Genomic DNA, 15977 nt, shown 5'->3' with positions numbered 1-15977 from the left:
GTCTATGCCTCTTAAACGCTCTTCGACAACAGTTTTCGATGGGTGTGAATCGACATAATGATCCCAAACCCGGCCATCAGGACTATCAGGGCCGATCCCCCGTAGCTTACCAGCGGTAACGGCACCCCTACCACCGGTAAAATACCGCTGACCATGCCAATATTAACAAAAACATAGACAAAGAAGATCAGCATTAATCCTCCTGCCATTACGCGGCCAAACGTGGTTTGCGCCCGGGCGGCCATCATCAGCCCGCGCATGATCAGCAGCACGTAGAGTATAAGCAGGACCAGCACGCCCACCAGCCCCAGTTCTTCTGCCAGTACGGCAAAAATAAAGTCGGTATGGCGTTCGGGCAAGAATTCCAGCTGCGACTGCGTACCGTGCAGCCAGCCTTTACCGCGCAGGCCGCCGGAACCAATGGCGATTTTAGACTGAATAATATGATAGCCGGCACCGAGCGGATCGCTTTCCGGATCCAGTAGCATCATGACGCGGTCGCGCTGATAGTCATGCATCAGGAAGAACCACAGTACCGGAATAAACGCGGCGACCAGCACCACGGCAATGGCAATCAGCCGCCAGCTCATTCCGGACAGGAACAGCACAAACAGCCCGGAAGCGGCAATCAGAATCGATGTCCCGAGATCAGGTTGAGCGGCGACCAGCAGCGTGGGCATAAAAATCAGCACCAGCGCGATGGCGGTATTTTTCAACGTGGGCGGGCAGACGTCACGGTTAATAAACCGCGCTACCATCAGCGGTACGGCAATTTTGGCTATTTCAGATGGCTGAAAACGGACAATGCCCAGGTCCAGCCACCGCTGTGCGCCCTTACTGATATGGCCGAACGCATCCACAGCTATCAGCAGGATCACGCAGACAATGTACAGGTAAGGGGCCCAGCCTTCATAGACGCGAGGCGGGACCTGCGCCATCACCAGCATCACCAGAATACCCATGGCAATCTGGCCAATTTTGCGCTCCATCATGCCCGGATCCTGACCGCTGGCGCTCCACATGACCAACGCGCTGTAAATCAGCAGCGCGAGGATAATCAGACAAAATGTTGGGTCAATATGGATTCGGGTCCAGATTGACCGTTTCTGACGGCTATCATTCATACCGGTTATTCACCTTCATAGCCCGGCGGCACAGGCGCAGCGTCGGGCAGGTTGGTATTGTTGTCGCCCAAAATAATATGGTCGAGGATCTGGCGCATGATGGTGCCGACGGCCGGGCCCGCACCGCCGTTCTCCAGGATCATCGCTACCGCAACGCGTGGATGATCGTAAGGTGCAAAGGCGGTCATCAGCTTGTGGTCGCGCAGACGCTCGGTCAGCTTATGGGCGTTATACGTTTCATTGGCCTTCAGGCCGAATACCTGTGCCGTACCTGATTTCGCGGCGATTTTATACGGCGCATCTGCAAAGCTTTTGCGCGCGGTGCCGTTTGGACGATTGGCCACGCCGTACATCCCGTCTTTGGCAATTTCCCAGTAGCCGGTATGAATATCGGCGATCGGCGCGGCAGCGGGTTGACGCCACGGAATTTTCGCCTCGCCCTGCATGGTATCCATCATCAGATGCGGCGTTTTGATCACCCCGTCATTAATCAGGATCATCAGTGCCTTATTCATCTGCACCGGCGTTGCGGTCCAGTAGCCCTGGCCGATCCCCACCGGGATGGTGTCACCCTGATACCACGGCTTTTTGAAGCGCTTCATTTTCCAGTCGCGGGTTGGCATGTTGCCCGGCGTCTCTTCCACCAGGTCGATACCGCTCAGATGACCGTAGCCGAATTTGCTCATCCATTCGCTCAGACGGTCAATGCCCATATCGTAAGCCACCTGATAGAAGAAGGTATCCGCCGACTCCTCCAGAGACTTGGTGACGTTCAGGCGGCCGTGTCCCCAGCGCTTCCAGTCGCGGAAGCGTTTTTCAGAGCCCGGCAGCTGCCACCAGCCGGGGTCAAACAGGCTGGTGTTGCGGGTAATCACGCCTGCCGTCAGGGCGGAAACGGCAATATACGGTTTCACCGTGGACGCCGGTGGATAAGCACCCTGAGTAGCACGGTTAATCAGCGGGCGGTTTTCATCATGCAGCAGGCCGTTGTAGTCCTTGCTGGAGATGCCGTCGACAAACAGATTCGGATCGTAGCTCGGCATGGAAACCATCGCCAGCAGCTCTCCGTTACGCGGATCGGACACCACGACCGCCGCGCGGCTTCCCGCCAGCAGCGTTTCAATATACTGCTGCAGCTTGAGGTCGATGGTCAGATGGATATCGCGCCCTGCCTGCGGAGACTGCTCATGCAGCTGGCGGATCACCCGGCCACGGTTGTTAACTTCCACCTCTTCGTAGCCGGTTTTTCCGTGCAGGACGTCTTCGTAATAGCGTTCAATGCCTAACTTGCCGATATCGTGGGTGGCGGCGTAGTTTGGCCATTTGCCTTCTTTATCCAGGCGCTCGACGTCGCGATCGTTGATCTTGGAGACGTAGCCGAGCACGTGGGTTAGCGCAGAGCCGTAAGGATAGTAGCGGCGCTGATAGCCTTTGACTTCAACGCCGGGGAAGCGGTACTGGTTGACGGCAAATCGCGCCACCTGGACATCGTTCAGCCCGGTTTTCACCGCGATAGAGGTAAAGCGTCGCGAGCGTTTCCGCTCTTTCTGGAAAGCTTCGATATCTTCGTCGGTCAGGTCAACGATGGGTTTCAGCGCCTGTAGCGTTTCCTGCAGGTTATCGACCTTTTCCGGCACCAGTTCTATTTGATAAATGGTGCGGTTCAACGCCAGCGGAATACCGTTTCGGTCATAGATGATGCCGCGGCTCGGCGCAACCGGGACCAGCTTGATGCGGTTTTCGTTGGAGCGGGTGCTGTAATCTTCAAAGCGGACGATTTGCAGGTGGTAAAGGTTGACCACCAGCACACCGGAGAGCACAAGAATGCCCAAAAATGCGATAAGCGCCCGACGAACAAACAGCGTCTGCTCGGCGGTGTAGTCACGAAAGGAGTTACGTTGTAATTTCATCCGCTGCTTGTTTGTCCGGTTAACCCTGGTCGTTATTCACGATGATAGGGGTGGTTCGCAGTAATGCTCCATGCACGATACAAACTCTCTGCAACCAAAACGCGTACCAGCGGATGGGGCAGGGTCAGCGCCGAGAGTGACCAGCTTTGTTCCGCCGCGGCCTTGCAGGCGGGTGACAGGCCCTCCGGGCCGCCGATCAGCAGGCTGACATCACGTCCGTCCTGCTTCCAGCGTTCCAGCTGGCTGGCAAGCTGTGGGGTTTCCCACGGCTGGCCGGGTATATCCAGCGTCACGATGCGGTTGCCTTTACCGGTCGCGGCCAGCATCATTTCGCCTTCTTTTTCCAGAATACGTTTAATGTCGGCATTTTTACCGCGCTTCCCGGCAGGAACCTCGACCAGTTCAAACGGCATATCCTTCGGAAAGCGCCGCAGATATTCCATAAATCCAGTCTGTACCCAGTCGGGCATTTTTGTGCCGACGGCAACCAGCTGCAGCTTCACGACTTAACTCCAGAGCTTTTCCAGTTCGTAGAGCTTGCGGCTCTCTTCCTGCATAACGTGAACAATGATTTCACCCAGATCGACAACGACCCAGTCGGCAGCGGCGCGGCCATCTACGCTGAACGGACGCAGACCTGCCAGGCGAGCTTCCTGCACAACGTGTTCAGCAATGGAAACCACGTGGCGGGTTGAGGTACCGGTGCAGATCACCATGCAGTCGGTGATGCTGGATTTGCCCTGGACGTCGATAGCAATGATGTCCTGGCCTTTCAGATCGTCGATTTTATCAATGACGAAGTCTTGGAGTGCTTTACCTTGCAAAAGGTTCCCCCTTGGGATTGAGTTCGGGTCGGGCTGATGCCCAAAAAATTAGCGGCGCAGTATAGCATGCGGATTCGGGTTCCGATATAAACCCTCGCGCACGATAAATTCACTGACCGGCGGCGGTAGCAGGTCGGCATCAGGGCGTCCCTGATGGAGGCGGTCGCGGATCTCGGTCGCAGAGATCGAGACCAGCGGCGTATCGGCAAGAAAAACTTTACCAGCAGGCTGCTGATGCAGCTCTTCCGGCCGTTTTGCCAAATGGTGATCGAGCCACTGCTGATGTTCCGGCGTGGTCATTTCCCTGCTGTATCCCGGGCGCTGGCACACCAGCAGGTGGCACAGCGACAGCAAATCCTGCCAGCGGTGCCACTTGTGCAGGGTGAGCAGTGAATCCTGACCGATAATAAACGCCAGCGGCTGACTCGCCCCGCGCTCCTGCCGCAGTTCGGCCAGCGTCTCAATGGTAAATGAAGGCGTGTCGCGCTGCATTTCCCGCAGATCGAGACTAAACAACGGATTCCCCGCAATCGCCAGCCTGACCATCTCGATCCGCTGTGACGGAGTCGCTTCCGGCTGCGGGCGATGGGGCGGCACGTTATTGGGCAGCAGCGTGACGTTATGCAGCCCGGCGAGCGTCGCCAGAGCTTCAACGGGTTTCAGGTGACCATAGTGAATCGGGTCGAACGTACCGCCATACAGGGCATGAAGCTGGGATTGATCAGGCATCGCAGAAGCTCGTCGGGAAAGCCGGATGGCAAAGCAGCAGCGCCAGCGTTTCCAGTTCAGACCACACGGACTGGCCGTAATCCTGCTTTAGCGTCAGCTCAATGCGCGCCAGCAGATGAATGCCCTGAGCCAGGGTCGAGGATGATAGGCGCTGTAGCGCCTCGCTGAACAGCGTTCGGCGGTTTTGCCACACGCGGTGCTGATCGAACAGCGTGCGCATCGGCGTGTGGGTCATCTGACGCTTAAGCGTCGCCAGCAGCAGCAGATCGCGCTGCAGGGTGCGCAGCAGGATCACCGGTTCGCTATCTTCATTGCGCATCTGACGCAAAATGTGGAGTGCGCGCTTACTTTTTCCGGCCAGCAGAGCGTCAACCCAGTGATACGGGGTGAAATGTGCCGAGTCGCTGACCGCCTGCTCAACGCGAGGCAGCGTCAGCTTACCATCCGGCCACAGAAGCGACAGCCGCTCAAGCGCCTGTGAAAGCGCCAGCAGATTGCCTTCATAGCAGTAGCACAGTAGCTGGCTAGCGGCATCGTCTAAGGTGAGCTGCATTTTTTTCGCCCGCGCGCTGACCCAGCGAGGCAGCTGTGCCTGCTCCGGTGTCTGGCAGGGGATAGTGGCACCCTGGTTGCTCAACGCCTTGTACCAGGCGCTGTTTTCCTGAGCCTTGGTCAGTTTAGCCGCGCGAAGAATCAGCAGAATATCGCTGTGCAGCAGGCCCGAGAGCGTCAGCAGCTGCTCGTTCATCGCCGCGTTAGGGCCATTCTCCGGCAGGATCAGCAGCAGCGTCTGACGTGTAGAAAACAGGCTGAGTTCCTGGCAGAGCGCGAAAACGGACGGCCAGTCGGTGCTGGCATCCAGCGTGGCACTATGATGTTCGGTAAAGCCCTGCTGCTGTGCGGCATCGCGGATAGCATCCTGTGATTCCTGTAGCAGCAGCGGCTCGTTACCGCTTAATAAGTAGCAGGCGCGCAGCCCCTCACGGAGCTGCGCGCCTAGCTGTTCAGGGTAAATCCTGATCATCGGGTGTAGGAATCGTCCGACACTGCGTTGTCTGAACGCAGGTGATCGACTGAAGAAGGCGTGTGATCCAGCGTATTGATCGATGAATCATTCTCTGCCGCATGCACCGTCAGCAGTTTACGAACCAGCTGCTGAGATGCCTGAGTACGCATTTCACTAATGATAATCTGCTGTTCAGAATCTTTAGCCAGTGCGGCCAGCGGGTTATCAAAGAATGAACGATAAACGGTCGTGCTAATCGGGTAGATACCTTTATTTGGTACCAGCACCTGAGCGCTCACGATCATCATCATCGAGTATTCGGCAGTTTTACCATCCTGGAAGATCGACGCGGTATCACGGTTGATGCGCTCGCCCTGAAGTCGCAGCGACGGCACCTCGGTATTTTTATCCGTGCTATCCAGAATCTTCACATCATTCAGGCGCAGCTGTTCACGCACTGAACGTGCCAGAGGACCATAGGGATCTGACGTATCCAGCACCAGCGTTTTCATCTCCGTGGGCACAGACGTTGTGCCGCGCAGATGGTAGCCACAGCCGGCGGTGATCAACACCGCCAGGCCAACAAGCAGAGAGACTATCGGATGTCGCACAATTCCTCCTGACATCAACCCACAACCAGGTTAAGCAGTTTACCCGGGACGTAAATGACTTTACGAATGGTAACGCCGTCGAGATATTTCGCCACCAGATGCTCCTGTGCCGCACGAGCCTGCACCTGCTCCTGAGTCGCGTCTGCTGCAACGGTAATTTTACCGCGAACTTTGCCGTTAACCTGAACCACCACCAGCAGGGAATCTTCAACCATCGCTGACTCATCAGCCTGTGGCCACGGGGCGTTATCCACTTCGCCTTCGCCGCCCAACGCCTGCCACAGTTCGAAGCTGGCGTGCGGGGTGAACGGATACAGCATACGAACAACGGCCAGCAGCGCTTCCTGCATCAGCGCGCGGTCCTGAGCGGTTTCCTGCGGCGCACGGAGCAGTTTGTTCATCAACTCCATAATCGCGGCAATAGCGGTGTTGAAGGTCTGACGACGACCAATATCATCGCTGACTTTGCTGATGGTTTTGTGCAGGTCACGACGCAGCGACTTCTGCTCGTCACTCAGTGCGGCAACATCCAGCGCTTCGGTTGCGCCTTTTTCACTGTGCTCGAAGGCCAGTTTCCAGACGCGCTTCAGGAAGCGGTTCGCCCCTTCAACGCCGGATTCCTGCCATTCCAGGGTCATATCCACCGGGGAAGCAAACATCATAAACAGGCGAACGGTATCCGCACCGTAGCGTTCAACCATCACCTGCGGGTCGATGCCGTTGTTTTTTGACTTCGACATTTTGCTCATGCCGGCGTAGACCACTTCGCGACCGGAGGCATCCGATGCTTTGGTGATGCGGCCTTTCTCGTCACGTTCAACGGTCACATCAACCGGAGAAACCCAGTTACGTTCGCCGTTGTTGCCGATGTAGTAGAAGGCATCGGCCAGCACCATTCCCTGGCACAGCAGGCGTTTAGCCGGCTCGTCAGACGTCACCAGGCCCGCATCGCGCAGCAGTTTGTGGAAGAAGCGGAAATAAAGCAGGTGCATGATCGCGTGCTCAATACCGCCGACGTACTGATCGACCGGCAGCCAGTAGTTGGCCGCAGCCGGGTCCAGCATGCCTTTATCATAGTCCGGGCAGGTGTAGCGCGCGTAGTACCATGACGATTCCATGAAGGTGTCGAAGGTATCGGTTTCGCGCAGCGCTGGCTGGCCGTTAACCGTGGTTTTCGCCCACTCAGGATCGGCTTTAATCGGGCTGGTAATGCCATCCATCACCACGTCTTCCGGCAGGATAACCGGCAGCTGATCTTCCGGCGTTGGCATCACGGTACCGTCTTCCAGCGTGACCATCGGGATTGGTGCACCCCAGTAACGCTGACGGGAAACGCCCCAGTCGCGCAGACGGTAGTTCACTTTACGCTCGCCGACGCCTTTCTCTGCCAGCTTGTTGGCAATAGCGTTGAAGCCGTCTTCAAACGACAGACCGTCAAACTCACCGGAATTAAACAGCGTGCCTTTTTCGGTCATCGCTGCGGCGCTCAGATCCGGCGGCGTGCCGTCTGCGGCCAGGATAACCGGCTTAACGGTCAGATCGTATTTGGTAGCAAATTCCCAGTCGCGCTGGTCGTGACCAGGCACTGCCATCACCGCGCCGGTGCCGTATTCCATCAGCACGAAGTTCGCTACCCATACCGGAACCTGCTCACCGGTCAGTGGATGGATCGCAAAGCGGCCGGTGGCCATGCCTTTTTTCTCCATGGTGGCCATTTCTGCTTCGGCAACCTTGGTATTACGGCATTCAGCGATAAAGTCAGCCAGCGCCGGGTTTGACGCCGCCGCGGCCGCCGCCAGCGGATGGCCTGCAGCCACGGCCAGGTAGGTCACGCCCATAAACGTATCAGGACGGGTGGTATAAACGCTGAGCTTCTCTTCGCTATCGGCAACGTTAAACTCGATTTCCACCCCTTCGGAGCGGCCAATCCAGTTACGCTGCATAGTTTTAACCTGCTCAGGCCAGCTTTCCAGCGTGTCGAGGTCGTTCAGCAGTTCGTCGGCGTAGGCGGTGATTTTCACAAACCACTGCGGGATTTCTTTACGCTCAACCTTGGTGTCGCAGCGCCAGCAGCAGCCGTCGATCACCTGCTCGTTAGCCAGAACGGTCATATCGTTCGGGCACCAGTTCACCGCCGAAGTCTTTTTATAGACCAGGCCTTTTTCGTACAGCTTGGTGAAGAACCACTGTTCCCAGCGGTAGTACTCAGGCTGACAGGTCGCCAGTTCGCGACTCCAGTCGTAACCAAAGCCCAGCAGCTTCAGCTGGTTCTTCATGTAATCGATGTTGGAATAGGTCCACGGGGCAGGTGCGGTATTGTTTTTAACCGCTGCGCCTTCCGCAGGGAGACCGAATGCATCCCAGCCGATAGGCTGCAGCACGTTTTTGCCCAGCATGCGCTGGTAGCGTGAAATCACATCCCCGATGGTGTAATTGCGCACGTGGCCCATATGTAGGCGGCCGGAAGGATAGGGCAGCATTGAGAGGCAGTAATACTTCTCTTTACCTTCCTCTTCGGTCACTTTGAACGTTTGCTTCTCATCCCAGTATTTCTGAACGTGGGATTCTATCTCTTCCGGGCGGTATTGCTCTTGCATGGCTGCCAGTGGTCCTTTTTGAATAGCGCGAAGCTTATTTCTGATTTCATTAAGATCCGCATAGCATAGCTGATCCCCCCCCAACGCAACAACAGTAAGCGAGCGGCGAGGGGGCATTTCTCTTTAAGCTGGAAGCGCTGCGGCAAATTTGTGCAATGAAAAGCCGTGTTTTTTGTACAGGAACTAGAATGATAGGGAAATGCTTTCGTTATCAATAAGGAGAGTCCATGAACAAGGTTGCTCAGTACTATCGCGAGTTTATTTCATCCTTAACGAAGCGCCTGGAGCAGGGCGAGCGCGATATTGATGCGCTGGTAGAGAGCGCGCGACAGCGGATGAACAACCGTGGCGAACTGACCCGTAGCGAAATTGATGACGTCACGCGTGCGGTTCGCCGCGACCTAGAAGAGTTCGCCCGCAGCTATGCGGAAAACGAGCAGGAGCTGGGTGACAGCGTGTTTATGCGGGTGATCCGCCAGAGCCTGTGGAAAGAACTGGCCGATATTACCGATAAAAGCCAGCTTGAGTGGCGTGAAGTGTTTCAGGATCTGAATCATCACGGGGTCTATCAAAGTGGTGAAGTGGTCGGCTTGGGGAATCTGGTGTGTGAAAAATGCCAGTTTACCCGAGCGATCTATACGCCCGAAGTGTTAACCCGCTGCTCGGCGTGTGGGCACGATCAGTTCCAGCGTCAGCCGTTTGAGCCTTGAGGCCCGAGCCAGTCAAGTCTGATTGAGTCATTCGGGCACATTCTTGTGCCCGAATGACTCTCAAATCCAGATAGTCTCTGAGCGTCATGAACGACGGTATAACGTTTCCTGCTTATTCCGCTCGGCCTGCCTTAATGCAGGATTTTCGCCAGGAACTCTTTTGCACGCTCCGACTGCGGGTTGTTGAAGAAGTCATCCTTCGGTGAATCTTCCACAATCTTGCCTTCATCCATAAAGATCACCCGGTTGGCCACTTTACGGGCAAAGCCCATCTCGTGGGTTACCACCATCATAGTCATGCCTTCATTCGCCAGCTCCACCATCACATCCAGCACTTCGTTGATCATTTCGGGATCCAGTGCGGAAGTGGGTTCATCAAACAGCATGGCGATCGGATCCATACAGAGCGCGCGGGCGATGGCCACGCGCTGCTGCTGACCGCCGGAAAGCTGTCCCGGGAACTTGTTGGCGTGTGCGCCCAGCCCGACGCGCTCCAGCAGCTTCAGCCCTTTCTGACGTGCCTCGTCTTTATTACGCTTAAGGACCTTGACCTGCGCCAGCGTCAGGTTTTCCACGATGGAAAGGTGGGGAAACAGTTCGAAGTGCTGAAACACCATGCCAACGCGTGAACGCAACTGGGCAAGATTGGTGCGTTTATCGTTCACCGCCGTGCCGTTCACTTCAATCACGCCCTGTTGGATAGGCTCCAGGCCGTTAACGGTTTTAATCAGCGTGGATTTACCCGAGCCGGAAGGGCCACAGACCACCACCACTTCACCTTTCGTCACTTCCGTTGAGCAGTCGGTCAGCACCTGAAATTGACCATACCACTTAGAAACATTTTTCAGGGTAATCATTTAAACAGTCCTTTTTTTCTTTAAATAGCTGACCAACAGCGAAGCACTGAGGCTGATAACAAAATAGACCGCACCGGCAAACAGCACCATCTCAATTTCGGTTCCGTTGTTGATGCCGATGGTATCTGCAGTACGGAAGAAATCGGCCAGGCTCAGAACGTAAACCAGTGAGGTGTCCTGGAACAAAACGATACCCTGGGTGAGGAGCAGCGGCACCATGGCGCGAAAGGCCTGCGGCAGAATGATCAGCTGCATTGACTGCCATTTCGTCATGCCCAGCGCCAGCGCGGCATTACCCTGACCACGAGCAATACTCAGGATTCCTGCGCGGATAATCTCGGAGTAGTACGCGGCTTCAAACAGTGAGAAGGCCACCATCGCCGATATCAGGCGGATATCCGTTTTTGGCGACAGCCCCAGCACCTGTTGTAGGAAGCTTGGCACCACCAAATAGAACCACAGCAGCACCATTACCAGCGGTACTGAACGGAACAGGTTGACGTACAGGCGGGCAAACCAGCTGACGACGGTGATTGACGACAGTCGCATTACCGCCAGCAGGGTCCCCCAGATGATGCCAAAAATAACCGCCGTGACGGTGATTTTCAGCGTCACAATCATGCCGTTCCACAGGTAAGGCAGATTGGGAACGATGGTGCTCCAGTCAAATTCGTACATTATTTTCCTCCCGTATTGCCGGGCAGGCGCACTTTACGTTCAACCAGGCTCATCAGCAGCATAATCACCGCATTGATGGCGATGTAGGCCAGCGTAATCGCCGTAAAGGATTCGTAGGCGTGTGCGGAGTAATCCAGCAGTTTGCCCGCCTGCGCCGCCATATCCACCAGACCAATGGTTGAAGCAATCGCCGAGTTTTTCACCAGGTTCAGCATTTCAGACGTCATTGGCGGCACGATAACGCGATAGGCGTTAGGCAGCAGGACGTAACGGTAGGTTTGTGGCAGCGTCAGACCCATCGCCAGCCCGGCGTTTTTCTGACCGGATGGTAAAGACTGAATCGCGGCGCGGACCTGCTCGCACACGCGCGCGGCGGTAAACAGCCCCAGGCAGAGTACCGAACAGGTAAAGAACTGAATATTCGGGTCCAGCTCCGATTTGAACCACATGCCGATGCTTTCAGGCAGCAGCTCCGGGATAACCAGATACCAGATAAAGAACTGAACGATCAGCGGCACGTTGCGGAAAAGCTCAACGTAGCAGGTGCCCAGCGTTGACAGCCAGCGGTTAGGTACGGTGCGCAAAATACCAAACAGCGATCCAACCAGCAGAGCGATAATCCAGGCGCAGACTGAGACGGCAACGGTGACCTGGAAACCAGACCATAGCCAGCCAAGGTAGGTGGTATTACCGAACGGGGCCTGTTGCAGGAAGATACCCCAGTTCCAATCAATTGACATAAACGACTCCGGTAAAAAAAGGGTAGCGACCGCTACCCTGAAGATTGATGAGAGGCCCTGATGTACGCTGCGGGGAACGACCGCTTAATACCTTAGCCAGGCTGCGTGGCTTTTGCCCAATCAGCCTGGCCGTGTCTGTCCGGGCCTGTATTCAACAATCGTAGGGCAGCAGACTGCCCTTTATTTTCGTTATTAATTCATTGCCTTGTCGTTAGGAGACTTGAACAGCGCTTTCATATCGTCAGAGAGATCGAAGTCCATGGTCATGTTTTTCGGTGGGATTGGCTGTTTAAACCATTTGTCGAACCATTTCGCCGCTTCGCCGGACGTCTGCGTCTGCGCGATAGTGTCATCCATCAGCTTCTTGAATTCGCTATCACCCTTACGCAGCATACAGCCGTAGGCTTCATGCGACTGTGGCGTACCGAGAATTTCCCAGTTAGACGGTTTCTTGGCTTTCGCGCGTTCACCGGCCAGTAGAGCATCATCCATCATAAAGGCCACCGCGCGCCCGCTTTCCAGCGTACGGAACGAGTCACCGTGATCTTTCGCGCTGATGATGCGCATTTCCATTTTCTTCTCGTCATTCAGCTTGTTCAGCAGGATTTCAGACGTGGTGCCGGAGGTGACCACGACGCTTTTCCCTTTCAGGTCAGCAAAATCTTTAATCGGGCCACCTTTTTTCACCAGCAGGCGGGTACCGACAACGAAGATGCTGTCAGAGAAGGCGGCCTGTTTCTGGCGTTCGAGGTTATTGGTTGTGGAACCGCATTCGAAATCATAGGTGCCGTTTTGCAGCAGCGGGATGCGGTTCTGTGAGGTGATTGGCAGCAGCTTAACCTGCAGGTCAGGCTTGTTGAGTTTCTTTTTAACCGCTTCAACGATGGCGTCAGAATACGCCTGAGAATAACCCACCACTTTTTGCTGATTATCGTAGTAGGAGAACGGGACGGATGATTCACGGTGGCCCACGACTATTACGCCGTTTTTAGCGATCTTTTCCAGGGTCTGGGTTTGTGCATCTGCTGCCTGCGGTGCCGCAGCCTCTTCAGCCTGGGCAATACCGGAGGCAAAACCTGCCAGCGCAAGGCAAAGCCCCAGTTTCCGTAATTTCATGTTCCAACTCCTGTGCTGTTGTGGCGTGAATGACACTACGCCTGCGTGATGTTGTGTGTATTTCCAGCTGTTTATCTGTTTTTTGTACTGCGGTTAACGTGGTCTTTCTCAAATAACATAGCCGAATGTTAACGGCAGGATACGAAAAAGTTTTCTTTTTGCGAGTCATGCCGCACCAATCTGGCGCTTGATTATCACCTGAGATCCAAAATAGTGCATTTAATGCTCCATTATGGTGCGTAAGGCGTTTCGTCATGACTTTGTTAAGGGCGACACACGTTTTCACGGAAATATTTTGCAATCATCGTGCCAACGGCGGTTTTTTAACAAAAGTGCAGCATAAACGGCGAGCGGGGTGCAGAACGCACAGGGGATCCTGAGAGTCGGTCAGTAAGGTAGCGCAGACCGGTAATGCAGTGGAGGAGTAGCATTAGAAAAAGGGAGCTGGAAAAAGGCAGCGAGTACAGGTGAGGGAAAACGTAGTGATGGAAACGGGGGCCGAAAGAGTGCGACTTGAATAATGCAAGAAATGCGGGGCCAGCGCACAGGCTGGCCCCGGACAGATTTAACGCGCGGACCTGCGTGAGCGCCAGCGGCAGATGCCACCCAACACGACGAAGAGCAGCGAGATAGCCCACACGCCCCAGTTACCGATACGCGCATAAGGCGTCAGGCCCGTTGTTGGCGTGACCTTGGCAGACAGCACCTCAGCGGTGAACTGGGGAATAATCTGGCTGATATCCCCTTTCGCATCCACGATGGCCGTTACGCCATTATTGGTGCTGCGCAGCAGCGGGCGACCGAGCTCCAGCGCGCGCATCTGCGCCATTTGGAGATGCTGCCAGGGGCCGATGGAATGGCCAAACCAGGCATCGTTAGAGATGGTCAGCAGGAAGTTGGTATCCGGCTGGAAGTTATCCCGCACCTGCTGGCCCAGCACGATTTCGTAGCAGATCGCGGCGGTCAGATTAAAGCCTGCCACTTTGAGCTGCGGCTGAACGTAGCTGCCACGGCTGAAGGAGGACATCGGCAGATCGAAGAACGGAGCCAGCGGACGAAGCAGCGATTCCAGCGGGACAAACTCACCGAAAGGCACCAGATGATTCTTCTGGTAGCGGTTGCCGCTGAAGTAGTTGTAAGGCTCCGGTCCGCCTAGCACGATAATCGAGTTGTAGTCGTGGTAGCGGTTATTTTCGAGGCGCGAGTCAACAATCCCGGTAATCAGGCTGCTGCCGCCGTTGCGAAGCTGCTCATCCACCTCTTTCAGGAACGGCTGCTGCCGGGTTTCCAGATCGGGAATAGCGGACTCCGGCCAGATAATAATCGGTGCTTTGCCGACGAAGGGACGGCTAAGCGCGGTATAGGTTTTTAGCGTATTAACCAGCTGGTTAGGATCCCACTTCATCGATTGCGCGATATTGCCCTGCACCAGCGCGACGTCCACGGCGCGTTCCGGCAGCGGCTGGAACCAGTTGATCAGACGGAGAGGCCACGGCATTAAAAGCAGGGCCAGTGCGATGATACCCGCACCCCAGCGACGCTGACTGGCGGCAAAGACCAGCAGACCGGCAATCACCATCAGCATGAAAGTAATGCCTTCCACACCAACCAGCGGGGCCAGCCCTTTCAGCGGGCCGTTAATCTGGCTGTAGCCGAACTGCAGCCACGGGAAGCCGGTTAAGATCCAGCCGCGTAAAAACTCCGTTGCCTGCCAGAGAACCGGCGCCACCAGAACCAGCCGCAGCAGCGTGGTTTTCCGGAACAGGCGGTTAAGCAGGGTGGTAAACAGCATCGGGTACAGCGACAGATACGCTGCCAGCAGAACCACGAGGAAAATATTCACCGGGCCGGGCATACCGCCAAAGGTGGCAATGCTGACATAGACCCAGTTAATGCCGCTGCCGAACAGGCCAAAGCCCCACGCAAACCCTATTGCGCAGGCCTGCCTGGTGGTGCGGTTTAACGTTAGCGCCTGAAGCCCGATTAAAGAGACGAGGGCGGCCGGCCAGAAATCATAAGGGGAGAAAGAAAGGGTGCCAGCGGCACCCGTTAACAGCGCGAGCAGCAGGCGAACCCGCTGGCGCTGGTACATTGAGGCAATTGCCATAAGGTAATTACTCTTCCAGAGTGGGCTGTGGCGAGTTTTCCGGAACCCTGACATGGACCTGGATGATACGGCGGCTGTCGGCCATCGCGACTTTAAACTGATAACCGTCGATTTCGATACTCTCTCCGCGCGCCGGGAGATGGCCGAAGCCCTGCATCACCAGCCCACCGATGGTATCGACCTCTTCATCGCTGAAGTGGGTGCCAAAGACGTCATTAAAGTCTTCAATCGGGGCCAGCGCTCGCACGGTGTAGGTATGACGGCTCAGCTGGCGGATATCACGATCTTCTTCATCGTCATATTCATCTTCGATTTCGCCAACGATCAGCTCGAGAATATCTTCGATGGTCACCAGGCCGGAAACACCGCCAAACTCATCAATGACGATCGCCATATGGTAGCGCTGGGAGCGGAACTCTTTCAGCATACGGTCGACACGCTTACTTTCCGGCACCACAACGGCCTGGCGCAGGACTTTTTCTATACTGAACGGCTCGGAGCTGCTGCTCATAAACGGCAGCAGGTCTTTCGCCATCAGGATGCCTTCAACATGATCCTTGTCTTCACTGATCACCGGGAAGCGCGAGTGGGCTGAGTCAATAATCACCGCCAGACACTCCTCAAGCGACATATTGCGCTTCAGGGTGACCATCTGGGAACGGGGGATCATAATGTCGCGTACACGCTGCTCGGCGATATCCATCACCCCCTCCAGCATGTCCCGGGTATCCGGATCGATCAGCTCGTTCTGCTCGGAATCACGGATGAGCTCAAGCAGGTCATCACGGTTTTTTGGCTCACCGTGGAACAGCTGGTTGAGGATCAGGCTAAAAAATCCCTTTTTGCTACTGGGACTGTCGTTGTTCTGTGAATGGTCATCGCTCATGGCGTTTTTGAGTTAGTCTCTCTGTTAAGGGATCGGCTGCCCCCGTAGGGGCAAGGCGTACAGCAAGCTGGATACGCCAGTA

Annotated in this window: 15 protein-coding genes; 1 reads left to right on the top strand and 14 read right to left on the bottom strand. The window is 55.6% G+C overall.

The annotated features are described in order from the left end of the window. Positions 1 to 11: 11 nt before the first annotated feature. The 8 genes from mrdB to leuS are packed head-to-tail and all read right to left on the bottom strand — an operon-like array spanning position 12 to position 8801. Entirely contained in the window at positions 12 to 1124 is a 1113-nt protein-coding gene (mrdB, locus tag EC836_RS20740) for a peptidoglycan glycosyltransferase MrdB (protein ID WP_123336640.1), read from the bottom strand. Between the two features lie 5 nt (positions 1125 to 1129). Continuing rightward, the gene (mrdA, locus tag EC836_RS20735) at positions 1130 to 3034 is read right to left on the bottom strand and encodes a peptidoglycan DD-transpeptidase MrdA (protein ID WP_123336637.1); all 1905 of its coding nucleotides are present in this window, start codon (positions 3032 to 3034) and stop codon (positions 1130 to 1132) included. 32 nt (positions 3035 to 3066) lie between these two features. Beyond that, the gene (gene rlmH, locus EC836_RS20730) at positions 3067 to 3537 is read right to left on the bottom strand and encodes a 23S rRNA (pseudouridine(1915)-N(3))-methyltransferase RlmH (RefSeq protein ID WP_105591034.1); all 471 of its coding nucleotides are present in this window, start codon (positions 3535 to 3537) and stop codon (positions 3067 to 3069) included. 3 nt (positions 3538 to 3540) lie between these two features. Beyond that, complete coding sequence (gene rsfS / locus EC836_RS20725) at positions 3541 to 3858, bottom strand: ribosome silencing factor (protein ID WP_123336635.1); 318 nt, start codon at positions 3856 to 3858, stop codon at positions 3541 to 3543. 48 nt (positions 3859 to 3906) lie between these two features. Beyond that, a complete protein-coding gene (nadD, locus tag EC836_RS20720; RefSeq protein ID WP_123336633.1) occupies positions 3907 to 4587 on the bottom strand; it encodes a nicotinate-nucleotide adenylyltransferase in 681 nt (226 codons plus the stop codon). Further along, complete coding sequence (gene holA / locus EC836_RS20715; protein ID WP_123336631.1) at positions 4580 to 5611, bottom strand: DNA polymerase III subunit delta; 1032 nt, start codon at positions 5609 to 5611, stop codon at positions 4580 to 4582. Before holA ends, nadD begins: the two co-directional genes overlap by 8 nt. Next, a complete protein-coding gene (lptE, locus tag EC836_RS20710; RefSeq protein ID WP_123336628.1) occupies positions 5608 to 6204 on the bottom strand; it encodes an LPS assembly lipoprotein LptE in 597 nt (198 codons plus the stop codon). Before lptE ends, holA begins: the two co-directional genes overlap by 4 nt. A gap of 14 nt (positions 6205 to 6218) precedes the next feature. After that, a complete protein-coding gene (gene leuS, locus EC836_RS20705; protein ID WP_123336626.1) occupies positions 6219 to 8801 on the bottom strand; it encodes a leucine--tRNA ligase in 2583 nt (860 codons plus the stop codon). Positions 8802 to 9028: 227 nt separating this feature from the next. Here leuS and EC836_RS20700 point away from each other — a divergent pair, with 227 nt between their 5' ends. Next, a complete protein-coding gene (locus EC836_RS20700; protein WP_123336624.1) occupies positions 9029 to 9511 on the top strand; it encodes a zinc ribbon-containing protein in 483 nt (160 codons plus the stop codon). Positions 9512 to 9642: 131 nt separating this feature from the next. Here the strand turns inward: EC836_RS20700 and EC836_RS20695 are convergent, their stop codons facing one another. The 6 genes from EC836_RS20695 to corC form a co-directional block, all read right to left on the bottom strand. Then, positions 9643 to 10368: an amino acid ABC transporter ATP-binding protein gene (locus EC836_RS20695; RefSeq protein ID WP_105591041.1), complete on the bottom strand. Its 726-nt coding sequence runs from the start codon at positions 10366 to 10368 to the stop codon at positions 9643 to 9645. Next, positions 10369 to 11046: a glutamate/aspartate ABC transporter permease GltK gene (gene gltK / locus EC836_RS20690; protein ID WP_123336622.1), complete on the bottom strand. Its 678-nt coding sequence runs from the start codon at positions 11044 to 11046 to the stop codon at positions 10369 to 10371. Beyond that, positions 11046 to 11786, bottom strand: coding sequence for an amino acid ABC transporter permease (locus EC836_RS20685; RefSeq protein ID WP_123336620.1), 741 nt, complete (start codon positions 11784 to 11786; stop codon positions 11046 to 11048). The genes gltK and EC836_RS20685 overlap by 1 nt, the downstream gene beginning before the upstream one ends. A 192-nt stretch (positions 11787 to 11978) precedes the next feature. Further along, a complete protein-coding gene (locus EC836_RS20680) occupies positions 11979 to 12902 on the bottom strand; it encodes an amino acid ABC transporter substrate-binding protein (protein WP_123336618.1) in 924 nt (307 codons plus the stop codon). Between the two features lie 565 nt (positions 12903 to 13467). Further along, positions 13468 to 15009, bottom strand: coding sequence for an apolipoprotein N-acyltransferase (gene lnt, locus EC836_RS20675; RefSeq protein ID WP_123336616.1), 1542 nt, complete (start codon positions 15007 to 15009; stop codon positions 13468 to 13470). 7 nt (positions 15010 to 15016) lie between these two features. Further along, positions 15017 to 15895 carry a CNNM family magnesium/cobalt transport protein CorC gene (corC, locus tag EC836_RS20670; protein WP_123336614.1) on the bottom strand — a complete coding sequence of 293 codons (879 nt, stop codon included), beginning with the start codon at positions 15893 to 15895 and terminating at the stop codon, positions 15017 to 15019. Positions 15896 to 15977 lie beyond the last annotated feature (82 nt).

Origin of the sequence: Erwinia sp. JUb26 (genome assembly GCF_003751505.1) — a bacterium.
Taxonomy (GTDB): Bacteria; Pseudomonadota; Gammaproteobacteria; order Enterobacterales; family Enterobacteriaceae; genus Erwinia.
This window is presented reverse-complemented; position numbering and strand designations above follow the sequence as displayed.